Annotated in this window: 18 protein-coding genes; 8 read left to right on the top strand and 10 right to left on the bottom strand. The window is 68.3% G+C overall.

The annotated features are described in order from the left end of the window. Nucleotides 1-16: 16 nt before the first annotated feature. The 4 genes from VNS22_RS08705 to VNS22_RS08690 all read right to left on the bottom strand — a co-directional run bounded on the left by VNS22_RS08705 (nt 17) and on the right by VNS22_RS08690 (nt 5,477). Nucleotides 17-1,849 carry an ABC transporter ATP-binding protein gene (locus tag VNS22_RS08705; protein WP_325731599.1) on the bottom strand — a complete coding sequence of 611 codons (1,833 nt, stop codon included), beginning with the start codon at nt 1,847-1,849 and terminating at the stop codon, nt 17-19. Further along, nucleotides 1,849-2,766, bottom strand: a complete 918-nt coding sequence (locus VNS22_RS08700; protein ID WP_325731597.1) for an ABC transporter permease — start codon at nt 2,764-2,766, stop codon at nt 1,849-1,851. Before VNS22_RS08700 ends, VNS22_RS08705 begins: the two co-directional genes overlap by 1 nt. A 4-nt stretch (nt 2,767-2,770) precedes the next feature. Further along, a complete protein-coding gene (locus VNS22_RS08695) occupies nt 2,771-3,748 on the bottom strand; it encodes an ABC transporter permease (protein ID WP_325731595.1) in 978 nt (325 codons plus the stop codon). A gap of 142 nt (nt 3,749-3,890) precedes the next feature. Then, complete coding sequence (locus VNS22_RS08690) at nt 3,891-5,477, bottom strand: ABC transporter substrate-binding protein (RefSeq protein ID WP_325731593.1); 1,587 nt, start codon at nt 5,475-5,477, stop codon at nt 3,891-3,893. Nucleotides 5,478-5,689: 212 nt separating this feature from the next. On the opposite strand from VNS22_RS08690, the gene VNS22_RS08685 reads away from it, so the two are divergent. Then, nucleotides 5,690-6,949 carry a Zn-dependent hydrolase gene (locus VNS22_RS08685; RefSeq protein WP_325731591.1) on the top strand — a complete coding sequence of 420 codons (1,260 nt, stop codon included), beginning with the start codon at nt 5,690-5,692 and terminating at the stop codon, nt 6,947-6,949. Here the strand turns inward: VNS22_RS08685 and VNS22_RS08680 are convergent. Both VNS22_RS08680 and VNS22_RS08675 read right to left on the bottom strand, forming a co-directional pair. Further along, a complete protein-coding gene (locus VNS22_RS08680) occupies nt 6,942-8,477 on the bottom strand; it encodes a class I adenylate-forming enzyme family protein (RefSeq protein ID WP_325731589.1) in 1,536 nt (511 codons plus the stop codon). The genes VNS22_RS08685 and VNS22_RS08680 overlap by 8 nt on opposite strands. A 148-nt stretch (nt 8,478-8,625) precedes the next feature. After that, nucleotides 8,626-9,138 (bottom strand): helix-turn-helix domain-containing protein, encoded by a 513-nt coding sequence (locus VNS22_RS08675; RefSeq protein WP_325731588.1) that lies wholly within the window; start codon nt 9,136-9,138, stop codon nt 8,626-8,628. A 93-nt stretch (nt 9,139-9,231) separates the two neighbouring features. On the opposite strand from VNS22_RS08675, the gene VNS22_RS08670 reads away from it, so the two are divergent. Next, on the top strand, nt 9,232-10,011 hold the full coding sequence (locus VNS22_RS08670) for an SDR family NAD(P)-dependent oxidoreductase (protein WP_325731586.1): 780 nt from the start codon (nt 9,232-9,234) through the stop codon (nt 10,009-10,011). A gap of 22 nt (nt 10,012-10,033) precedes the next feature. Here VNS22_RS08670 and VNS22_RS08665 read toward each other — a convergent pair whose 3' ends face one another. Further along, nucleotides 10,034-11,416, bottom strand: a complete 1,383-nt coding sequence (locus tag VNS22_RS08665) for an amidase (protein ID WP_325731584.1) — start codon at nt 11,414-11,416, stop codon at nt 10,034-10,036. A 162-nt stretch (nt 11,417-11,578) separates the two neighbouring features. Here VNS22_RS08665 and VNS22_RS08660 point away from each other — a divergent pair, with 162 nt between their 5' ends. The 5 genes from VNS22_RS08660 (at nt 11,579) to VNS22_RS08640 (ending at nt 17,488) form a co-directional block, all read left to right on the top strand. Then, nucleotides 11,579-12,541, top strand: coding sequence for a phosphotransferase family protein (locus VNS22_RS08660; RefSeq protein WP_325731582.1), 963 nt, complete (start codon nt 11,579-11,581; stop codon nt 12,539-12,541). Then, nucleotides 12,541-13,488, top strand: coding sequence for a choline kinase family protein (locus VNS22_RS08655; RefSeq protein WP_325731580.1), 948 nt, complete (start codon nt 12,541-12,543; stop codon nt 13,486-13,488). The genes VNS22_RS08660 and VNS22_RS08655 overlap by 1 nt, the downstream gene beginning before the upstream one ends. A 472-nt stretch (nt 13,489-13,960) precedes the next feature. Then, on the top strand, nt 13,961-15,622 hold the full coding sequence (locus tag VNS22_RS08650) for a hypothetical protein (protein ID WP_325731579.1): 1,662 nt from the start codon (nt 13,961-13,963) through the stop codon (nt 15,620-15,622). Beyond that, a complete protein-coding gene (locus VNS22_RS08645; RefSeq protein WP_325731577.1) occupies nt 15,619-16,557 on the top strand; it encodes a sugar ABC transporter permease in 939 nt (312 codons plus the stop codon). Before VNS22_RS08650 ends, VNS22_RS08645 begins: the two co-directional genes overlap by 4 nt. A gap of 1 nt (nt 16,558) precedes the next feature. Then, complete coding sequence (locus tag VNS22_RS08640; protein ID WP_325731575.1) at nt 16,559-17,488, top strand: carbohydrate ABC transporter permease; 930 nt, start codon at nt 16,559-16,561, stop codon at nt 17,486-17,488. Between the two features lie 42 nt (nt 17,489-17,530). Here the strand turns inward: VNS22_RS08640 and VNS22_RS08635 are convergent, their stop codons facing one another. Both VNS22_RS08635 and VNS22_RS08630 read right to left on the bottom strand, forming a co-directional pair. Beyond that, nucleotides 17,531-17,749: a hypothetical protein gene (locus tag VNS22_RS08635; protein WP_325731573.1), complete on the bottom strand. Its 219-nt coding sequence runs from the start codon at nt 17,747-17,749 to the stop codon at nt 17,531-17,533. 399 nt (nt 17,750-18,148) lie between these two features. Continuing rightward, complete coding sequence (locus tag VNS22_RS08630; protein ID WP_325731571.1) at nt 18,149-18,982, bottom strand: aldo/keto reductase; 834 nt, start codon at nt 18,980-18,982, stop codon at nt 18,149-18,151. Between the two features lie 98 nt (nt 18,983-19,080). Between VNS22_RS08630 and VNS22_RS08625 the strand changes: the two genes are divergently transcribed. After that, the gene (locus VNS22_RS08625; protein WP_325731570.1) at nt 19,081-19,464 is read left to right on the top strand and encodes a DUF1090 family protein; all 384 of its coding nucleotides are present in this window, start codon (nt 19,081-19,083) and stop codon (nt 19,462-19,464) included. 56 nt (nt 19,465-19,520) lie between these two features. Here VNS22_RS08625 and VNS22_RS08620 read toward each other — a convergent pair whose 3' ends face one another. Then, nucleotides 19,521-20,522: an NAD(P)-dependent alcohol dehydrogenase gene (locus tag VNS22_RS08620; RefSeq protein WP_414653338.1), complete on the bottom strand. Its 1,002-nt coding sequence runs from the start codon at nt 20,520-20,522 to the stop codon at nt 19,521-19,523. Nucleotides 20,523-20,525: the final 3 nt, after the last annotated feature.

The following is a 20,525-nucleotide window of genomic DNA, read 5'->3' as shown; positions in this document are numbered from 1 at the left end:
GCCATCAGGGACATGGTCAGGCCGCGAGGTGGCAGGCCGCGTACTCATGGGGTGCCACCACCTTCAGGCCGGGCTCCTGCTGGGCGCAGCGGCCGATCGCGAGCGGGCAGCGCGGGCGGAAGCTGCAGCCCTCGGGAATGTCGATCGGGCTGGGCGGCTCGCCCTCCAGCAGGCAGTCCTCGGCCCGGTACGGCTTCTCCTCCAGCACCGGCACCGCCGAGAGCATCGCCTTGGTGTAGGGATGGGCCGGCTTCATGAACACGGTCTGGTTGTCGGCCAGCTCCACCACCTTGCCCAGATACATCACCGCGATCCGGGTGCAGACCTTCCGCACCATGGCCAGGTCATGGCTGATGAACAGGTAGGTCAGGCCATGGCTCGCCTGGAGCTTCTCGAACAGGTCGAGCAGGCGCGCCTGTTCCATCGGGTCCAGCGAGGACAGGGTCTCATCCAGAATCATCAGCCGCGGCTCGAGCACCAGCGCGCGCGCAATGTTGATGCGCTGGCGCTGGCCGGCCGACAGGCCGATCGGCAGGCGCTCGGCCAGCTCGCGCGGCAGGCCCACCTCGGCCATCACCGCGTCGACCTTCTCGCGGATCTCCTTGCGCCCGGCGCCATGCACCTGGAGCGAGAAGCCGATGGTGCGGCCGACCGGCAGGTTGGGCGGGATGCAGTTGTAGGGGTCCTGCAGGAGCAGCTGGAAGCCGCGACGCATGGTCAGGCGCTCGCGCGCCGACATGGTGGCGATGTCCTTGCCGTCGAACAGGATGCTGCCCGAATCCGGCGGCTCCACCCAGGACAGGAGGCGGGAAAGCGTGGACTTGCCGCAGCCCGATTCGCCGACCAGGCCGAAATTGTCGCCGGGGAACACGTCGAAGGTGACGCCGCGCACCGCCTGGACGACCTGCTTGCCGAAGAACCGGTCGCGGTCCGGCACGCTGTAATGCTTGGTGACGTCCTGCACCGACAGGATCGGCTGGGTCTTGCCACCGGCCTTCGCCCGCGCCTCCTGCGCCTCCACGGTGGAGCGCAGCGGCGGCTGCTCGGTCCAGATCCGCGGCATCCGCTCCAGCAGCTCGCGCGAATAGGTGTGCTCGGGAGCTGCCACCATGCGGGCCGGCGTGGTGCGCTCGACGACCTGGCCCTTGGACAGGACCAGCAGGTCGTCGGCGATCTCCGCGACCACCGGCACCGAGGTCGTGATGAACAGGATGCCGGCCTTGATGTCCTCGCGCAGGTCGCGCAGGAGGCGCACGATCTGGGCCGCCACGGTCACGTCGAGCGGCTGGGTGACGTTGTCGCAGACCAGGAGGGTGGGCTCGGCCACCAGCGCATCCACGATCATGGCGCGCTGGAGCATGCCGCCTGAATACTGGCTGGGATACTCGCGGTAGCGGCGGGCGGCCGAGGGGATGCGCACCCGGTCGAGCAGCTCGATGGTGCGCTTGGCGGCCTGCGCCATCGGGATGTCCGGCCTGACCGCGCGCAGTTTCTCGGCAATCTGCACGCCCACCGGGATGGTGGGATCGAACGAGCTGCCGGGATCGGCGCCGATATAGCCGATATGCCGGCCACGCAGGGCGCGGGTGTCGGCCTCCGACAGGCCGAACAGGTCGCGGCCACGATAGAGCACCTGGCCGCCCTTGCGGAACAGCGGCGGGGCGATCCAGCCGGCGATCGCCTTGGCCAGGATGGTCTTGCCCGAGCCGCTCTCGCCGATCAGGCCCAGCACGGCCCGCTCTTCCAGGCTGAACGAGACCTGGTCCAGCACGGTGCGGCGCTCCTGGCCGCGGATCAGCTCGATGGAGAGGTCCTTGACCTCGAGCAGCGTCGCTTGCTTGCCCGTCATCAGATCGTGCCCCGCAGCAGCATGTTGCGCGCGCGCTCCAAAGAGGCGCCCATCAGGTTCAAGGACAGGAGCGAGAGGAACAGGAACGCGCCCGGCATGGTGGCGATCCACCAGGCGTTGATCAGGTACTTGCGCCCGTCCGAGATGATCGTGCCGAAGGTCGGGGTCGGCGGCTGCACGCCGATGCCGATGAAGCCCAGGATCGCCTCGAAGATCATCATGCGCGCCACGTCCAGGATTGCGACGAAGGCGATCGGCGGCAGGATGTTGGGGGCCACCAGCATCAGCATGATGCGCAGGTCGGAGGCACCCAGGATCTTCGCACCGCGCACATATTCCCGGCGCCGCTCGGTGAGCGCCACGCTGCGGGTGACGCGCGCATAGGCCGGCCAGCTCGCCAGCGCCAGCACCAGGATCACCGTGAGCGGCGTGGGCCTGGTGATGGTCAGGATCACGATCGCCAGGATGATCAGCGGGATCGAGAGCTGGGCGTCGGTGAGCCGCATCAGGATCGTGTCGACCCAGCCGCCCTTGTAGCCGGCCACCAGCCCGATCGTGGTGCCGATGATGAACATCAGGATCACGGTGGAGAAGCTGATCAGCAGCGCGTTCTGCAACCCGATCAGCGAGCGGATGAACAGGTCGCGCCCGAGCTGGTCGGTGCCGAGCGGATGGGCGAAGCTGCCGCCTTCCAGGAAGAAGGGCGGCAGGAACTTGTCCTTCACCGAGATCTTCACCGGGGAAAGCTCGGTGAAGAACGGGAAGATCACCGCCAGGCCGATCAGGATCAGGAAGATGATCAGGCCGACCTTGAACTCCGGACGCTTCCAGGCGGTCGCCCACAGGCGCCGGGTCGGACCGACCGGGCGCTTGACCGGGAGGGGGGTGGCGCTGCCGGCCAGGACCTCGCTTGCCATGGGCTCAGCTTTCCAGACGGGGGTCGATCCGCGCGGCGGCGAGGTCGACCAGGATGTTCACGACGACGAAGATGGCGCTGGACAGGATCGCCACGCCCTGGATCACCGGGAAGTCACGCTGGGTCACCGCCTGGACGGTGAGCAGGCCGATGCCGGGATAGTCGAAGATGTACTCGACGATCAGCACGCCGCCCAGCAGTGCGCCGACCTGCACGCCGAACAGGTTGAGGATCGGCACGGCGGCGTTGCGCAGGACATGGCCGTACAGGATCTTCCTGGGACCCAGGCCGCGTACCGCGGCGACCTCGACGAAGGTCTGGCGCAGCGTGTCCGCGACCGACACCGACAGCGAGCGGATGAAGATCGGCGACATCTCCACCGCGATCACGATGGCCGGCAGGATGGTGTAGGCGAAGCCCTGGTAGCCGATCGACGGGATCCAGCCGAGCTTGGCGGTCACCACCAGCGCCAGCACGATCGCGAACCAGAAGTTCGGCAATGAGACGAACACCGAGGACAGGTAGACCGCGAACTTATCCTGCCAGCGCCCGGCATGGACGCCGCCGGCGATGCCGATCGGGATGGAGACCACCAACGTGATCAGGAGCGCCAGGCCGGCCAGCTGCAGCGTGTAGGGCAGCGTCGAGCCGATCAGGCTGCCCACCGAGGCGCGGGCGCTGCGGATCTGGTCCTGGTTGCCCATGGAGGCGCCACCGCCTTCGGACTTGATGTAGGATGTGCCGAAGTCGCCCTGCAGGATGCCAGTGAGATAGCGCCCGTACTGCACCAGGATCGGGTCGCGCAGGCCCATCTCGCGGGCGGTCTGCTCGACCAGCTCGTCCGAGGCCATGCCGCCCAGGATGGTGCGCGCAGGGTCGCCCGGCGCCATGCGCACGAGCGCGAAGATCGCGAAGGACACGACCAGGACGATGAGAAGACCTTGCGCCAGCCGACGGGCGAGGAAGGTCAGGATGAAACCCATGTCGACGAATTCCCGTCGGCTGGAATGTGTCCGGTTCCGCTGGACACGCTCCGGCATTCCCCGGAGCGGCCAGCCAGGCATTCGAAGAAACGGAAGCCGTCCGGCGGCAGCGTCGCCGCGCCGCCGGACGGCTCTGTGCTGCTCAGGCCTTGAAGGAGGCCTTGCTCGCGTCGATCGGGCCGTTCGGATAGAAGGTCAGCCCTTCCAGCCCGGTGCGGTAGCCGTGCAGCAGCACCGAGGTGAACAGCGACAAGGACGGCGCCTTGGCGGCGATCGCCTCGGCGGCCTGGGCCACCAGCGCCAGGCGCTTGTCCGGATCCGGCTCGGCCTGCTCGGCGTTGAGCGCGGCGTCGATCTCCTCGTCCTGGATGCCGTTGATCAGGCCGCCCTTGGGACCGGCCTTGCTGTAGAACATCGAGCGCAGCACCAGGTCGGGCTCGGGCGAGCCGGTCGACCAGCCGCAGTCGACCATGTCGCCGAAGCTCGGCTGGCCAGCCTGCTGGTAGAGGCGCGCACCCCAGGCGGCGGTCTCCATCACCGTGAACTTGATCGGGAAGCCCTGCTCCTGGAGCATCGCGGCGATGACTTCACCATACTCCTTGGTCTTCGGGTAGAAGCCCATGGAGGTGAAGTATTCCATCTCCGGCAGGCCCTGGCCGTTCGGGAAGCCGGCCTCGGCCAGCAACTCCTGGCACTTGGCCGGGTCGTAGGTCGGATAGTTCGGCAGGTCGGTGTAGCCGAACTTCACCGGCGACATGTAGCTGTTGGACGCCTCGCCGGCCGCACCCATCACGCCCAGGATCTGGTCGCGGTCGATCGCGTGGCAGGCAGCCAGGCGCAGCTTCGGGTTGTCGAAGGGCGGCTTGTCGCAGCGGAAGTGCAGGTACTTGTTCTCGGTCGAGACGGTGCGGTGCAGCGTGACCTTCGATTCGCTGGAAAGCGAATCGTACTGCTCCGGCTCCAGCCGCTCGGTGATGTCGATCTCGCCGGAGAGCAGCGCCAGCACGCGGGTGGTGGCGTCGCCGATATAGGAGAAGTGGACCTCCTCCAGCAGCGGCTTGCCGTGCATGTAGCCGTCGAAGGCCTTGAGCACGGTGGTGTTGCCACGCTGCTCGGCGAACTTGAACGGGCCAGTGCCGTTCGGGCGGCCCTGCAGGGTGGCCGGGTCGGCGATGTCCTTGGCCGACATGATCGGCAGGAAGCCGGCCAGGAAGTAGAAGGCCGCTGCCGGGTAGTTGCCCTTCTTGGTGTGCACGCGCACGGTCAGGTCGTCGACGATCTCGACCTCGCACTCACCCGGGTACCAGGCGGCCGGGCGGCCGGGGCTCGACGCATATTCGAAGGTCGCCTTGACGTCCTCCGCGCCGAACTTCTTGCCGTCGTGAAAGGTCACGCCGTCACGCAGCGAGTATTCGATCGTGTAGAGATCGACGATCTTCTGCCCGGTCGCCAGCTCCCAGACGATATCGGTCGGGTTCTCGCTCTTCATCGGCGTGCGGAAGAGCTGGCCCATCACGTAGCCTTCCAGATTGATCTGGGAAAGCACGGTGTGCGAGGTGGGGTCCCAGTTGCCGGTGAGCGGCTCGCCGGAGCCGAACACCATGGTGTTGCGGCTCTGGCCGTAGGCGCGCTTGATGAAGGGTGCCGGCAGCGTCAGCGCTGCAGCACCCGCTGCACTGGTCTTCAGGAAACTGCGTCGCGACGGTGCGACGATCGATGAGATGCTCATTTACCCACCCCTCCGGTTCCGGCGCCGAGACTCCCCCGTCCGACCGCCTGCCATGTCTTGTTGTCTTGCCCTCGGGGCCGCCCGGAAAAATCGAGCCTGGCGTGGGCCCGCCCGCTTCCCTGGCAGCTTGCGTGAGCGTAGGCGCGGCTTGCGACGAGCGTCAACGGCGCATACCAAGAAACCCACTAATCCCACAGTCCCGGAACCGACCATTGTCCGCCAGATTCGCCTGCCCGCAGGGCTTTCTCGACCGGCTCGAATCCTTCTCGCAGATCGGCAGCACCGGTGATGGCGGCGTGGACCGCGTCGAGGCCAGCGCCGCCAACGGCCAAGCCCGGCGCGAGCTGGCGGAACGGATGGCAGCCGCTGGTTGCGAGGTCCGGATCGACGGTATCGGCAATGTGTTCGGGCTCATGAAGCTGGCTGAGCAAGAGGCGGGCCAGGAGGCACCCTGGGTGTTCACGGGCTCCCACATCGACAGCCAGCCCAAGGGCGGCCGGCTGGACGGCGCCTATGGTGTGATGGCGGCGCTGGAGGCGGCAACGGCGCTGAAGGAGCGCCTGAACGGGCAAAAACCACGCGCCAACCTGGGCGTGGTCGCCTGGACCGGCGAGGAGGGCGCGCGGTTCCAGCCAAGCCTGCTAGGTTCCTCGGTCCATGCCGGGATCCTGCCGCTGGAGCAGGCACTTGCCCGCAGGGACGGCAGCGGGGTGAGTGTGGCCGACGCACTGGACGCGATCGGCTTCCGTGGCACCGACCAGGCGCCCAGGCCCGCCGCCTATGTCGAGCTGCACGTGGAATGCGGCCCTGAGCTGGAGCAGAGCGGCACGCGGCTGGGCGTGTTCGACCGCTGGTGGGGTGCGCACAAGCTGGAGCTCCTGTTCAGCGGCGCCACCGCCCATACCGGGCCGACGCCGATGGTGAAGCGCAAGGACGCCCTGCTCGCCGCGGCCGAGGTGATCACCGGCCTGCGCCGCCTGGCCGACACCTTCCCCGGCGCCCTGCACACCTCCGTGGGCCGTCTGGAAGTCCTGCCGAACTCGCCGAACGTGGTGCCGGACCAGGCCAAGCTGTTCCTTGAGATCCGCTCGGCCGATGCGAGCATCATGGCGGACGCCCATTCCCGGCTGCAGGACCTGATCCCCTACGCCGCGGCGATCGCCCGGGTGACGCACCGGATCGTGCGCGACGAATACCGTGCCCCCGGCGCCTTCGCGCCCGGCCTGCGCGACCTGGCGCGAGCCACCGCGGCCGATCTCGGCGTGACGCCGCAGGCCCTGGAGACCATCGCCGCGCACGACGCCATGCCGATGGCGCGAATCTGTCCCTCGGTCGTGGTCGCGGTGCCGAGCCGCGACGGCCTGTGCCACTCGCCGCGCGAATGGACCGAGCCCGCCGACCTGGAGCTGGGCGTCGCCTGGCTCGGTTCGATGCTGGAGCGGCTGGTGCTGGAAGGGCCGTCGGTCAGCTGAGGTCGGCAGCCGGCAGGGCATTCTGGCCGAGTTCACGGATCGCGGCTTGGTCGGGTTTGCCCTGCTCGGTGAGCGGCATCCGCTCCAGGGGCAGCCAGACCATCGACCGGACCACGGTAGTACCGAACCCGGCCAGGACCGCGGCCGCGCAGGCTGCCAGGTCGATCGTGCCACCCGGCCAGGGCAGCATGGCGGCGATCCGGGCAGCACCGTCGGGCTCGGCCACGACCACGGCGTAGCGCACGTCCGGCAGGCCGCACAGCAGGTCTTCCAGCAGGGTCGGGCTCACCATCTGCCCATCGACCCAGGCGATGTCGGCGGTGCGGCCAAGCACGTGCAGATAGCCGTCTGGGTCGAGCCGGCCGAGATCGCCGGTCCGGTACCAGCCGTCCTGGAAGGAGGCTGCCTGCAGCTCCAGCCGGTTGCGGTAGCCAGCAGCCATGGCGGGCGACCGGACCTCGATACCGCCGGTCTCCCTATGCGCGACCAACGCACCGTCCGCGCCACGGAAGCGGACCTCCACGCCCGGGAAGATGCGGCCGGCACAGGTGAACCGCTCCGGCACCGCCGGGTCGTGCTCGGCCGGCGTCAGCACGCTGACCAGGCCGATCTCGCTGGCGCCATAGGTGTGCGCGATCACCGGCCCGAGCCGCGTATGGGCACGGCGGCGCAGGGTGGCCGGCGCGGAGGCGCCGATATGGTTGATCACCCGCAGCGAGGACAGGTCGCGCTGCCCGACCTCGGGATGGTCCATCAGCTCGAACAGCTGCGGCTCGACCAGGAACAGGTCGGTGATCCGCTCCGCCTCGATCATGGCGAGCGTCGCCGCCGGCTCGAACTGGCCATCCAGCACCACCGTGCCGCCGCCGATCAGGGTGATGTCCACCAGCACCTGGGACAGGTAGGCCAGGTGGCCGTTGACCAGCTGGCGCCGCCCGGGATTGCTCGGGGCATGCACCATGGCCGAGTAGGTGGCAAAGCTGCGGCAACTGCCTTTCGGCACGCCGGTGGTGCCGCCGGAGGAGACGATCACCGCCAGATCGTCCGGGCGTGCCAGGCATTCGACCGCCTCGCCCGGCTCGCCCTTCGCGAGCCGGTCCAAGCGCAGCGCATCAGCCAGGTCGATGCCGACGGCGGCCCTCCGCACCCTGACGCCCTCCGGCAGGAGCCCTGCCGTCTCCGCAAATAGCACCAGCAAGTCCGGCGCGATCTGCGCCAGCAGTTCCACCCGGCGCTCCGCCGTCCCCGGCACCGACAGAAACACCGCTGCAGCACCCAGCAGATGCGCCGCATAGCGGATTGCGAGCGCTTCGGGATGGTTCGGCGCGAACAGCGCCACGAGGCTGCCCCGGCCGATGCCCTGGCCGGCCAGGACCCTGGCATGGCGGTAGATCGTGCCTAGGAAGGCCGCCGCGGTGACGTCCTGGCCCTGGTGCCGGATGACCGGTGCCGCCTCACGCTCGCGCAGCCCCGCAACCAGGGCTGCGATGTAGGGCTGTTCGGGGCCGGGCACCTGGATCGTGAACATCGGGGCCTCCAAGGGGCACGGGAGCTGGCCGAAACCATGACAGCCATATTCCCGCGCCCGGGGACACGAAACACAAGGATCGCCTCGCCCATCCTCCACTCGCCACCATGGCACGATCGTGGCGGGCATTTGGCCAGGCCGCAGCGCATCATTCCTGGCCGTGCGGCTCCGTCGCCCTGACATGGGGCCGGGGCTGCACCAGGACGTCGTCGGCGGTGAGCACCCGGCCGTCCTGGGCCAGGATCTCCAGCTTCCGCACCGGGCGCCCATGCTCGGCGTCGATCATGAGCGCGTACGGCTCGCCCTGGTCGAACAGATGCTCGCGGCCCCATTGCCCGAGTGCCGCCAGTACCGGCAGCAGCGCCCGGCCCTTCTGGGTCGGCACGTATTCCTGATAGGCGCTGCCATCGGCGGCGGGCGCCAGTTCCAGGATCCCTTCCGCCACCAGCCTGCGCAGGCGGACGGTCAGGATATTCTTCGCCGCCCCCAGGCTGCGCTGGAACTCGCTGAAGCGCCGCACGCCCAGCAGCGCGTCCCGGACGATCAGGAGCGACCACCAGTCGCCGATGATGTCGAGCGACCGGGCCACCGGACACAGATTTCCTTCCAGGCTCTTGCGCTTCACCACTTCGACCCGACTCCGCCGCACTTGGCCAACCATGCCCCATCCCGGGGCTGCCTACCAAAGTATGGTTGCATCATAAAACCAGCAAGCCTAGCCGTTGGTTTCATCATGAAACCAAGGAAGCGTGCCATGCGCCTTGCGGGAAAGACCGCCTTCATCACCGGCGGCAACAGCGGCATCGGGCTGGCGACCGCCCGCCTCTTCATCGCGGAAGGGGCCAGGGTCGCGATCACCGGCCGCAGCCAAGTGACGCTCGACGCCGCGGCGGCCGAGCTCGGCGAGAACCTGCTGGCGATCCAGGCGGACGTCACGGACGTGGCGGCGATCGAACAAGCGGTGGGTGAGGCCGCCCGGGCGTTCGGCGGGCTGGACATCCTGTTCGCCAATGCCGGGATCGCAGGGACCACGCCGCTCGGGCAGACCACGCTGTCGGCCTTCGAGGCGATCATCCGGACCAACCTGACCGCGGTCTTCTTCACGGTGCAGGCAGCCGTACCTCACCTGAACGACCGGGCGTCGGTCGTCCTGAACGGCTCAGTGCTCGCCGTGACCGGTGCCCCCGGCTGGTCCGCCTATGCCGCGACCAAGGGTGCCGTGCGCTCCATGACCCGGGTGCTCGCCGCCGAGCTGGCGCCGCACGGGATCCGGGTGAACCAGGTCAGCCCCGGCGCCGCCCGGACCACCATCTGGGACCCGATGGCCCCGGACGCTGCCGCCATGGCACAGCTCGAAACCAGCCTCTCCACCGCCATTCCGCTCGGCCGCCTGGGCGAGGCCGAGGAGGTGGCCCGGACCGTCCTGTTCCTCGCCTCCGACGATGCCTCGAACGTGACCGCTGCCGAGATCATGGTCGATGGCGGCACCACCGGCGCACCGATGGGTGCCCCGATCTATCGCGGGCGGACCTGAGGCAGCCGTCCGGCGAGCAGGTTCAGAACGGCCAGGCCGGCATCGGCCTGCGCAGCTTCTCCAGGGCAGCCCCGACCTGCAGCACGCCCAGATCGTCCAGCCGCCGGCCGACGACCTGCACCCCGATCGGCCGGTTCTTGGCGTCATGGCCGAACGGCAGCGACAGGGCCGGCTGGCCGGTCTGGTTGAACAGGGCGGTGAAGGTCGCGTGCGCCAGGGGCGTCTCGACGTCCAGGCCTACCTGCTCGGCTGGGAAGGCCACGCACGGCAGGGTAGGCGTCACCAGGAAGTCGTAGCGGTCGATCGCGGCCAGCAGTTCCAGCTTGCTCGCCTCGATCCGGATGAGCAGGTCGAAATAGGCGGCACCGTCGATGCCCTCGGCCTTGAGGCTCCAGTCGCGGACCTGCGGCAGAACCCTGGCCTGCTGCTCTCTTGTGAAGCTGCGATATTCGGCGAGGCCGCGCACCTGCAGAGACAGGTCGATCGCCTCATAGGCGTCATAGGCGAATGGTGGCGCCACCTCCTCCACGATCGCCCCGGCATCCGCCAGCGCCCGGGCAGCGGCGCGCACCACGTCCTGCACGACCGGCTCCACCGGGGCTCCATAGCCCATGGACAGGAGCAGGCCGACCCGCCTGCCCTTCATGTCCGCGTCCAGCCGCTCGTGATAGGCGATGTTCTCCGGGGCCAGCGCGCCGCTGTCGCGGTTATCGAAGCCGGCGAGCGTGGTCAGATAGAAGGCTACGTCCGCGACATTGCGCGCCATGGGTCCGGCCGAGCGGGTGGTGCTCGGGACCAGATGCGGGATGCGGCCCTGGGTGGGCTTTAGCGCCACCACCCCGCAATGGGCGGCCGGCAGGCGCACCGAGCCGGCGATGTCGGTGCCGACCGCCAGATGGCAGAAGCCCGTGGCCAGCGCCGCCCCTGCCCCGGCACTGGAGCCGCCGGTATTGGTCGACGGGTCCCAGGGGTTGCGGACGATGCCGAAGGCGGAGCTCACACCGGCCGCCAGCAGGCCGAAATCCGGCATGGTGGTCTTGGCCAGCAGGATGGCCCCGGCTTCCAGCGTGCGGGCCGCCGGCGGAGCGTCGAAGGTGGAGGCTGCCCTACCCTCGTTGGCCGCGGTGCCGTGCAGATAGGGCCAGCCGGTGACGTGGATGCTGTCCTTCAGCGTGGCCGGGATGCCGTCGAGTGCGCCCGCCGGCTCGCCCTTGGCGAAGCGGGCCTCGGCAGCCTTGGCGGCATCGCGGGCCGCCTCGGCACGGATCGACCACAGCGCGTTGATCTCGCGGTTGGACTGCTCGATCCGGTCGAGTGTCGCATCGACGACCTCGACCGGCGAGACCTCGCGGGCACGGAACCGTGCTGCCAGCGACAGTGCCGAGGATTCCAACAATTCCCGCATCGCCCTACCCCTTCACGCTGCTGCCGGTCTCCGCCGTCATGGTCGGCAAGTCAAGCAGACCCCGGCAGAATCGGCTTTGCGTACCGGCCGAGCCTACCTAGGCTGTGACGACCAAATCGAAGCAAACCCAAAACCGCTTCCTTCCTGGAGGAACCGCCGCCGATGAGCGAGCTCGACCCGGATCGGGGCCGCGCCATGGCCGCCGTCACCGCCCTGCTGGCGGAACAGGCGCCAGATGCCGCCGAGATGCAGATCGTGCTGGAACCGGCCTTCGCCGTGCTGGCCTCGCCCGGCTGGCACGGCGTCGACGGCGTCCACTTCAAGGCGACCCTGCCGGACGGCAGCCGGCGGCACGTGAAGACCATGCACGCGGATGCCGGACACTATGTGGACGTCCGCACGGCATTCGCCGCGGCCAAGGTCGCGGCCGAGCTCGGCATCGGCCCCAGGATCGACGCGGTCGACCTGGGCAACGACACGCTGCTGATGGAGGACTGCACGGGCTTTCGCACCGGCACGCTCGACCGGCTGCGCGACCCGGCGATCGTGGCGAACCTGCTCCGCCAGCGCCAGGCCTTCCACAGGACCGGCGCGCTCGGCCGGCAGGTGAGCGTGTTCGATGAGATCCGCCGCTTCCACGATGCCTGCCGCAGCGCGGACGCGCCGCTGCCCGCGGACATCGACTGGCTGGTCGACAACGTCATGGACGCCGAGCGCGCGATCCTGGCGGCCGGCGTCGACCTGGTCCCGGCGCATGGCGACGGCAACGCCTCGAACTTCCTGGTAGGTCCCGACAAGCAGGTCCTGCTGGTCGACTGGGACCGGGCGGCCGACATGGACCCGTTCGCCGATCTGGGCAGCTTCATCGTCGAGGCGGCGCAGCAGGAGCCGGAGGCGCGCGGCATCTTCGTGATGGCGCATGGCAGCATGGACGAGGCGCTGTTCGCTAGGACCATGCTCTACGGCATCGCCGACCATCTGCGCTGGGGGCTGATCGGCTTCCTGCTGGCCAAGGTGTCGACCAGGCCCAGCCTCGAGTTCCTCAAGTATGGGAGCTGGCGCTTCTTCCATTGTCGGCAGGCGGTCCGCGAGCCGCGCTTTGCCGAGCGGCTGCGGAGGGTCTGATGGCGACGACGGAACGGCTGCTGGGCGAGGCGCGCACCGCGGACGAGCAGGCGATCGAGGCGGCGATCCGGCGGGTGCCGCATTTCGCGGACGGCGAGGTCCGCTACCGGATGCTGGTGGGCGGCATCAACAACCGCAACTGGCTGATCAGCGTGAGCGGCCATGCGCGCCGCTATTTCGTGAAGGTGCCGGGCCCGGGCACGGAGAAGTTCATCGACCGGGCGGTGGCGCACCAGGCGGCGGTCAACGCCCATGCGATGGGCCTTGCCCCCGAGGTGATCCATTTCGATCCATCCGACGGGCTGGAAGTCCACGAATTCCTGGAAGGCTACCAGGCCTGCACCAATGCCGACTTCGAGAACCCGGCGATCCAGGAGGCGGTGATCGACTGCTACCGGCGGCTGAACGCCGGGCCGAAGCTCGACCTCACCAAGACCATCTTCGAGATGATCGAGGAGCACTGGCGCGACGCCGAGCAGCTGGGCGCCCTGCTACCGCACGACTATCCCTGGCTGATGAAGCAGTACCGGCTGGCCAAGGACGCGTTCATGGCGTCGGGCCTGGACCTGGTGCCCTGCTTCAACGATCCCATGCCCGGCAACTTCCTGGTCAGCCCGGGCAAGCCCATGAAGATCGTGGACTACGAGTTCGCGTCCAACAACGAGCGCGCCTACGAGCTGGGCGTGCTGCTGGGCGAGATGTTCTTCACAGAAGCGCGCTCGCTGGAGCTGATCGAGGCCTATTACGGCGAGGTCCGCCAGGACATAGTGGCCCGGGTCTGGATCGGCCGGGCGCTGGCCGACATCAAGTGGGCCGGCTGGGCGATCCAGAACCGGATGCTGACCGACTGGGACTTCGACTACCAGAAGTATGGCGACTGGAAGGCCGCGCGCGCCCGCTCGGTGATCCTGGACCCGCGCTGGGAGTGGTGGTTGCGCTCGATCTGAGCATCCCGGGAGCGGGCCTCTGGCCTGCTCCCGGCCCGCGGCCCGCCCCGTACCGCACACCTGAAAGCCGCGAGACGCGATTGTTCCCGGGCCTCATTCCCGAGGGCAGGCCCGACCGAATCGCTGCCATGGACTGCCAGCGCAAGGCTGGCAGACGAGATGCCAAGGCAGGCAAAAGTCACCGTCGAGGGTGGTTCGTGATGGCAATGATGATTGCCAGAGCAGCATAATCGTCCGACAGTTACTCCTCGTACTTCTAACCTGGGCCGCCGGCGCAGCGCTCACGCGTGCCTGCTCCAATGGCTTGCTGTCGGCCGCGCTGAAGACGGTCAGCGCGAATCCGGCGCCGCGGTGCGCCTGCCTGCATGGGAAGGCGTGTCGGGACAAGTTGACCTTTGCCATCGAGGATCAACGAGAAGACGCCGCCCGACGCTCGCACGTTCCGACGGCGTCCAGGACAGGGAGGAATGGAATGAGGAAAGCTGCGTTCCTTGCCTCGGCCGGGCTGATGCTCCTGCCGGCGGTCGGCCATGCCGAAGGGCTGGTGACCCGCCATCCCGACGGGAGCATCGAGCTGAAGAGCGACGTCGGCGACAGCATCACCTTCCCCAAGGGCACGCTCGGCTCCGTGATCGAGGACGCCTGGGCCAACGGCACCAAGCCCTATGACGGCATCACCGTCTCGGTGGTCACCCTGAACGCCGGCCCGCGCGGCGCCATCTCGGGCGGCATCCTGCCCTGGCAGAAGGCCTGGGAGGAACTGTCCGGCCAGAAGCTCCAGGTGGTGCTCAAGCCCTTCAACGACCTGGCGCCGGTGATCTTCAACGACCTGTTCACCGATACCGGCGCCTATGACGGCTTCGTCCCGCCGATGGTCTTCCTGGGCGACATGAAGGACAAGCTGGTCGTCCTGAACGACTATATGTGCGACCCCAGGTTCCCCAAGGTGTTCACCAACGAGGAATGCCGGATCAGCGACGGTGCCGAGCGCGGCATGAGCACGCTGATGCCGTCGATGCAGCCTTTGTTCCGCTGGGGCAGCGACTGGTACGCAGTACCTTGGGATGCCGATTCCCACATCCTCTACTACCGCAAGGACCTGATCGAGAACCCGGAGGTCCAAGCCCAGTACAAGGCCGATACCGGCAAGGAGATGCGCCCGCCGCAGTCCCAGCAGGAACTGCTGGAGATGGCCTGCTACCTGAACGGCAAGGACCCCCTCGGCACCGGCAAGAATCTCTATGGCGTGATGCAACCGGGTGCTTTGAACAGCCAGCTGTTCGACTGGTACAAGGACTTCGCCGACAGCTGGAGCACCATGGTGGGCGGTGCCAAGGACGGGTTCCGCGAGACCTACCACTTCGACCCGGACACGATGGAGCCCCTGATCAACGGGCCCGGCAACGTCGCGGCGCTGGAATGGATGAAGCAGGCCTATGCCTGCGGGCCGGCCGACTTCGCCTCGATCGACCTGGGCGGCCATTTCAACCGCTTCGTCCAGGGCGAGGCGGCGTTTGCCTGGAGTGCCGGTGACATCGCGGCCCTGGCGGAAGAGGAAGGCTCGAAGATCAAGGGCAATCTCGGCGCCATGGTCATCCCGGGCTCCGAAGAGGTCTACAACGCGCGGGACGGCAAGATGGTCCATGTCGACCAGCCGCGGCCGGCCTACAACGTGTTCGGCGCCAGCTGGTCCGGCGAGGTGTCGGCCCTGTCGAAGAACCCGGAGGCGACCTACGCCCTGTTCGCCTTCCTGGGCTCGCCCACCATGCGCGTCTGGAACGTGAAATGGGGTTTTGACGGGATCGACATCGGCCAGAAGGCCGACTTCCTCCCGCCGAATGGCACCGCCAAGCTCGAGACCTACTTGGCCGGCGGCTTCGACAAGGGGGATGCCGAGACGGTCTCCCAGGCGATCCACGATAACTTGGCGGGGCCGACCTTCGAGTATTTCAAGATCCCGGGTGCCGCCGAGTACAATCTGGCGCTCGAGATCGCCCTCCAGCAGACCCTCACTGGGCAGCTCGAACCGCAGCAGGCCCTGGATGGCGTCGCCGAGCAGTGGCGGTCGATCACCGACCGGCTCGGGGTGGACAGCCAGAAGGAGGCCTACCGGCTGACCCTCGGCCTGCAGTGAGCACCGCCGTCACCACAGGTGCGGAAGGCCGGGCGCGGGTGGCGGCACGCCGCCCGCGCCTTGGCCGCTTCCGCTCCGCCAAGGCCTGGTTCCTGCTGCCCGCGGTCATCTGGACCTGCGGCTTCACGTTGTTCCCGCTGTTCTATGCCCTGTGGCTGAGCCTGCAGCAGTCGCGCGGCATGGGCCGGCCCCTGGAGTTCGCCGGCCTCAAGAACTATGGGCGCCTGTTCGGCGACGACCGTGTCTGGGGTGCCCTGGGCTTCACGCTCGGCTATGCGGCGGTGACCGTCGCGATCCAGATCGTGCTGGGCCTGGGCCTGGCGCTGCTCGTCAACCGCGAGTTCCGCCTGCGCGGCCTCGTGCGCACCCTGCTGCTCCTGCCCCTGTTCGCCACGCCGGTGGGCTTGGGCTTTCTCGGCCGGATCATCTATGCCGATGCCGGCCCGATCAATGTCGCCCTGACCGCGATCTTCGGCAGCGGCGTCCCGTGGATGTCCAATCCCTGGTCGGCGCGCATCGCCGTGGCCCTGCTCGACATCTGGCAATGGACGCCGTTCTGCTTCCTGATCCTGCTGGCGGGCCTGCAGAGCATCCCGGACGAGCTCTACGAGGCGGCACGGCTCGACACCAACCGCCGTTTCGAGATGCTCTGGCACATCACCTTGCCACTGCTCCGGCCGCTGATCGCGCTCACCGTGCTGCTGCGCCTGGTGGAAGCGCTGAAGATCATCGACATCCCGTTCGCGCTCACCGCCGGCGGGCCCGGCCGCGCCAACGAGACCTTCAGCATCTTCATCTACCGCACCGCCTTCACCGGGTTCGACATCGGCTATGCGTCCGCCGCGTCGTTTCTGTTCCTGGTGGTCGTGCTGGTGGTGGTGAACGCCTTCATCCTGTTCGGCCGGTTCCGGACGGTCTGGCAGGCGGGAGACTGAGATGAACGTAGCCGGTCGCCTGCCCCCGTTCCTGCGCCTGCTCTGGCTGCTGGGGCTGCTCCTCGCGCTGACCATTGCGCTCGCCCCACTGCTCTGGGCGATCCGCAACTCGCTCATGACGCTGGAGGACACCTACAAGCCTCTGTTCATCCCGTTCCTGCAGTTCATGCCGACGCTCGAGACCTGGTCATTCGAGCTTCTGGAACAGTCGGAGCTGTCGACGGCGCTCGGCCGCAGCCTGGTCGTGGCGTTCTGCCACCTGCTGGTCGTCATCCCGATCGGCACGCTCGCCGGCTTCGCCCTCGGGCGGTTCCGCTACCGGCGGCCCGACAATTTCAACATCACCTTGTGGTTCCTGTCGCAGCGCTTCCTGCCGCCGGCGGTGGTGATCATCCCCTACCTACTGATGATGCGCGCCGCCTGCGGGCCGATCGCCCTGCCGTTCGGCCTGTGGCTGCCCCAGCCCCTGCAGCTGGTCTGCGTCCTGGAGGGGGATCGCAACCTGCTCAACACGCTCTCGGCGATCACGCTCGCCCACGTGACCTTCAACCTGCCCTTCGTGATCCTGATCATGCGCTCGATCTTCGCCGAGCTGCCGCGCGAGATCGAGGAGGCGGCCAAGGTCGACGGTGCCAGCGACCTGCAGATCTTCCGCAAGATCGCGCTGCCGCTGGCCGTGCCGGGCCTGGTCGCGGCGACGCTCATCACCTTCGCCTTCTCCTGGAACGAGTTCCTGTTCGCGCTGATCCTGTCCGGGCCTGATTCGCAGACCCTGCCGCTGCTGATCGGCTCAGGGGAGGGCGTGCGCAGCCTCGACTTCCCCTCGGTCAGCGTGCGCGCCCTGGTCGCCATCCTGCCGCCGGTGGTGCTGGCGGTGCTCACCCAGCAATGGATCGTGCGTGGCCTGACGCTGGGCGCGGTCAAGGGCTAGGGAGCAGGCCAGCCCCGACTCGGCGGGCCGCCGCGAATGAGGTCAGAACGGCAGGAGATGGCGGCCGAACTGGGCCAGCACGATGCCGGCGGCGGTGCCGGCCACGGCGAACGCGATCCAGGGCCAGGGCGAGGACGAGGCACGGCGTCTGGGCTTGGGCCCGATCGTCAGCTCGATCCGGCCGTCGTCGCGCTGGTGGCTGCTCAGCACCTGCTCGTCGGGCAGGAGCACCAGCATCCCGGCCATCTCGGGCTCGATCACCAGCGTCTGCCGCGTTACCGGCCCGCCCAAGGATACCGAACCAGACCTCAAGGTCGCCATGGCCCGTTCACATGCTGGTAGTTGCGCCCCACGTGCACCTGCCCGGCCATGCTCTTCCAGGCCGCCCAAGTCGACCCCGACGCTAACCCCCGCCTCCGGAGCGATCAACTTAAATGATTGTTCAAGATCGGCACCGGCGGCGCACTGTGACATGTACATACCTATTCAAGTACTTCCGGGATACTTCTGACAGCACGCCGAGAATAACCTACACGCCTTCCAAGTGAACAGCAGCGGTGTTCGGCAACTGCCCGAATAACCGCAGGCTACAGCCGGTCCCAGCCTGGAACAGGCCTGGACCTCGGCCGCCCTGCCACTGTCGGGTGCGGGTCCCTGGCGCTACAGCATCTCCAGGGGCCGCTTGCGGCGGGGCGGCGGGAACGCCCGGTCCAGCAGCGCCAGGTCCTCCGCGTCCAGCCGGAGGTCGGCCGCCCGCCGGTTCGCTGCCACATGAGCCTGGCTGCTGGCCTTGGGGATCGCGATCACGCCCGGATGATGCAGCACCCAGGCCAATGCGATCGTGAACCGGTCGACGCCATGGCGGCCTGCCAGCTCGTCCAGCGCCGGGCTCGCCGGCAGCCGCCCCTGCTCGATCGGGCTGTAGGCCATGACCGGCACGCCGTGGCGGCGGCACCAGGGCAGAAGGTCGAACTCCGGCCCGCGCCGGGTCAGGTTCAGGAGGATCTGGTTGGCGGCACAGGCCTTCCCGCCCGGCACACCCGACAGTTCCTCCATGTCGTCCGTGTCGAGATTGCTCACCCCCCAGTGGCGGATCTTGCCGTCCCGCTGGAGCCGCTCGAACGCCGCCACCGTCTCGCCCAGCGGATAACGGCCGCGCCAGTGCAGCAGATAGAGGTCGATCCGGTCGGTGTTGAGCCGCTGCAGGCTGCGCTCGCAGGCGGCAACCGTACCCTTGGCCGAGGCATTGTGCGGATAGACCTTGCTGACGATGAACACCCCGTCGCGCTGGCCGGCAATCGCCTCGCCGACCACGATCTCGGCCCCGCCTTCGCCATACATCTCGGCGGTGTCGATCAGCGTCATGCCGAGCTCGATGCCCCGGCGCAGTGCTGCCACCTCCGTCCTGCGGCTGGCCGCCTGCTCGCCCATGTACCAGGTGCCCTGCCCCAGCGCCGGCACCCGCTCGCCACCCGGCAGCTCGACCTGCTGCATCGTCACTGATCCTCCTGGGCGCCCGCCCGCGCCCTGCTATATGCGAGCGGGCGCCAGGGTCCAGCCCTGGTGCGGCCTCTTTCCCTTGGAGATCAACGATGAAGTACGTGCTGCTCGCGACCGCCCTCCTGACCCTGCCTGCCCTCGCCGCCACCGCCGATGCCCAGGAGTTGCGCGGCTGCGCCGCCCGGGTCGCCGACCTGGAGGTCAAGCGCGACGAGGCCCGTGCTGCCGGCGAGATCGAGCGGGCCGACGGCCTGCAGAAGGCGGTGGTCGACGCCAAGCAGAAGTGCGACGACGCCAAGCTGCGCGCCGAGCGCGAGGAGCGGGTCGCGGAGAAGCGCCGCGAGGTCGAGGAGGACAAGGAAGACCTGGCCCGCGCCGAGCGCGAGGGCGACTGGGAGGACATCGAGGACGCAAGGCGCGACCTGCGCGAGGCGCAGTGGGAACTGCAGGAGGCCGAGGCCGACCTGGACCGCTAAAGCATCCTGAAGCCGGCCATCATGGCGGACCTACCCACCATGATGGCCGCCCGGCGTCAGCCCGGCATGTCGATCTGGATCTTCACCGAGCCCTTGGGCGAGGTCGCGGCGTACTCGAACGCCTTCACGCTTTCGTCGAACGAGAACTTGTCGGTGATCAGCGGCGACACGTCGATGGCGCCAGAGCCCAGCATGGCGATGCAGCGCGGATAGACATGCGCGTAGCGGAACACATGCTCCACCCGCGCCTCCTTCAGCGCCGCCCCCGGCACGTCGTACGCCACGTCGTGCAGCGGCATCCCGATGAACACCACGCATCCGCCCGGCCGCAGCGGCTGGAACACCTGCGCCGCCGCCTTCTCGTTGCCCGAGCACTCGAACACGACATCGGCACCCCAGCCATCGGTGTCGCGCATCACCACGTCCTTCACCGACGTCTCGCGCACGTTCACCCCGACCACCGAGCCCGGCACCTTGGCCAGCTTCTCCGCCAGCGCCAGCTTCCCCTCGTCGATGTCGCTGACATAGACCTTGGCGCAGCCGGCCGCGAACGCCGCCAGCACGGTGACCAGCCCGATCGGCCCCGCCCCGATCACCACCGCCGTGTCGCCCGGCGTCACCCGCGCCTTGACCGTGCCATGCACGCCCACGGCCAGCGGCTCGACCATCGCCGCCGCCTCGAACGACACGTTGTCCGGGATCTTGAACGTATAGTCCGCCGGGAACACCAGCGTCGGCCGCAGGCACCCATGCACCGGCGGCGTCGCCCAGAACTGCACCGCCGGATCCAGATTATACATCCCCAGCCGCGACGCCCGGCTGTTCGGATCCGGAATGCCCGGCTCCATGCACACCCGGTCGCCCACCTTCAGATGCGTGACCTCCGGGCCGGTCTCGATCACCACGCCCGACGCCTCATGGCCCAGGATCATCGGCTCGCGCACGATGAACTGCCCGATCCCGCCATGGGTATAATAGTGCACGTCACTGCCGCACACGCCCACGGTCTTCATCTGGATCCGGACATCCCGCGGGCCGAGCTGCTCGTCGACCTCGATGTC

It is taken from the genome of Geminicoccus sp. (assembly GCF_035556675.1).
Taxonomy (GTDB): Bacteria; Pseudomonadota; Alphaproteobacteria; order Geminicoccales; family Geminicoccaceae; genus Geminicoccus.
Note: the sequence above shows the minus strand (reverse complement) of the source record. Positions and strands in the feature narration are given on the sequence as shown.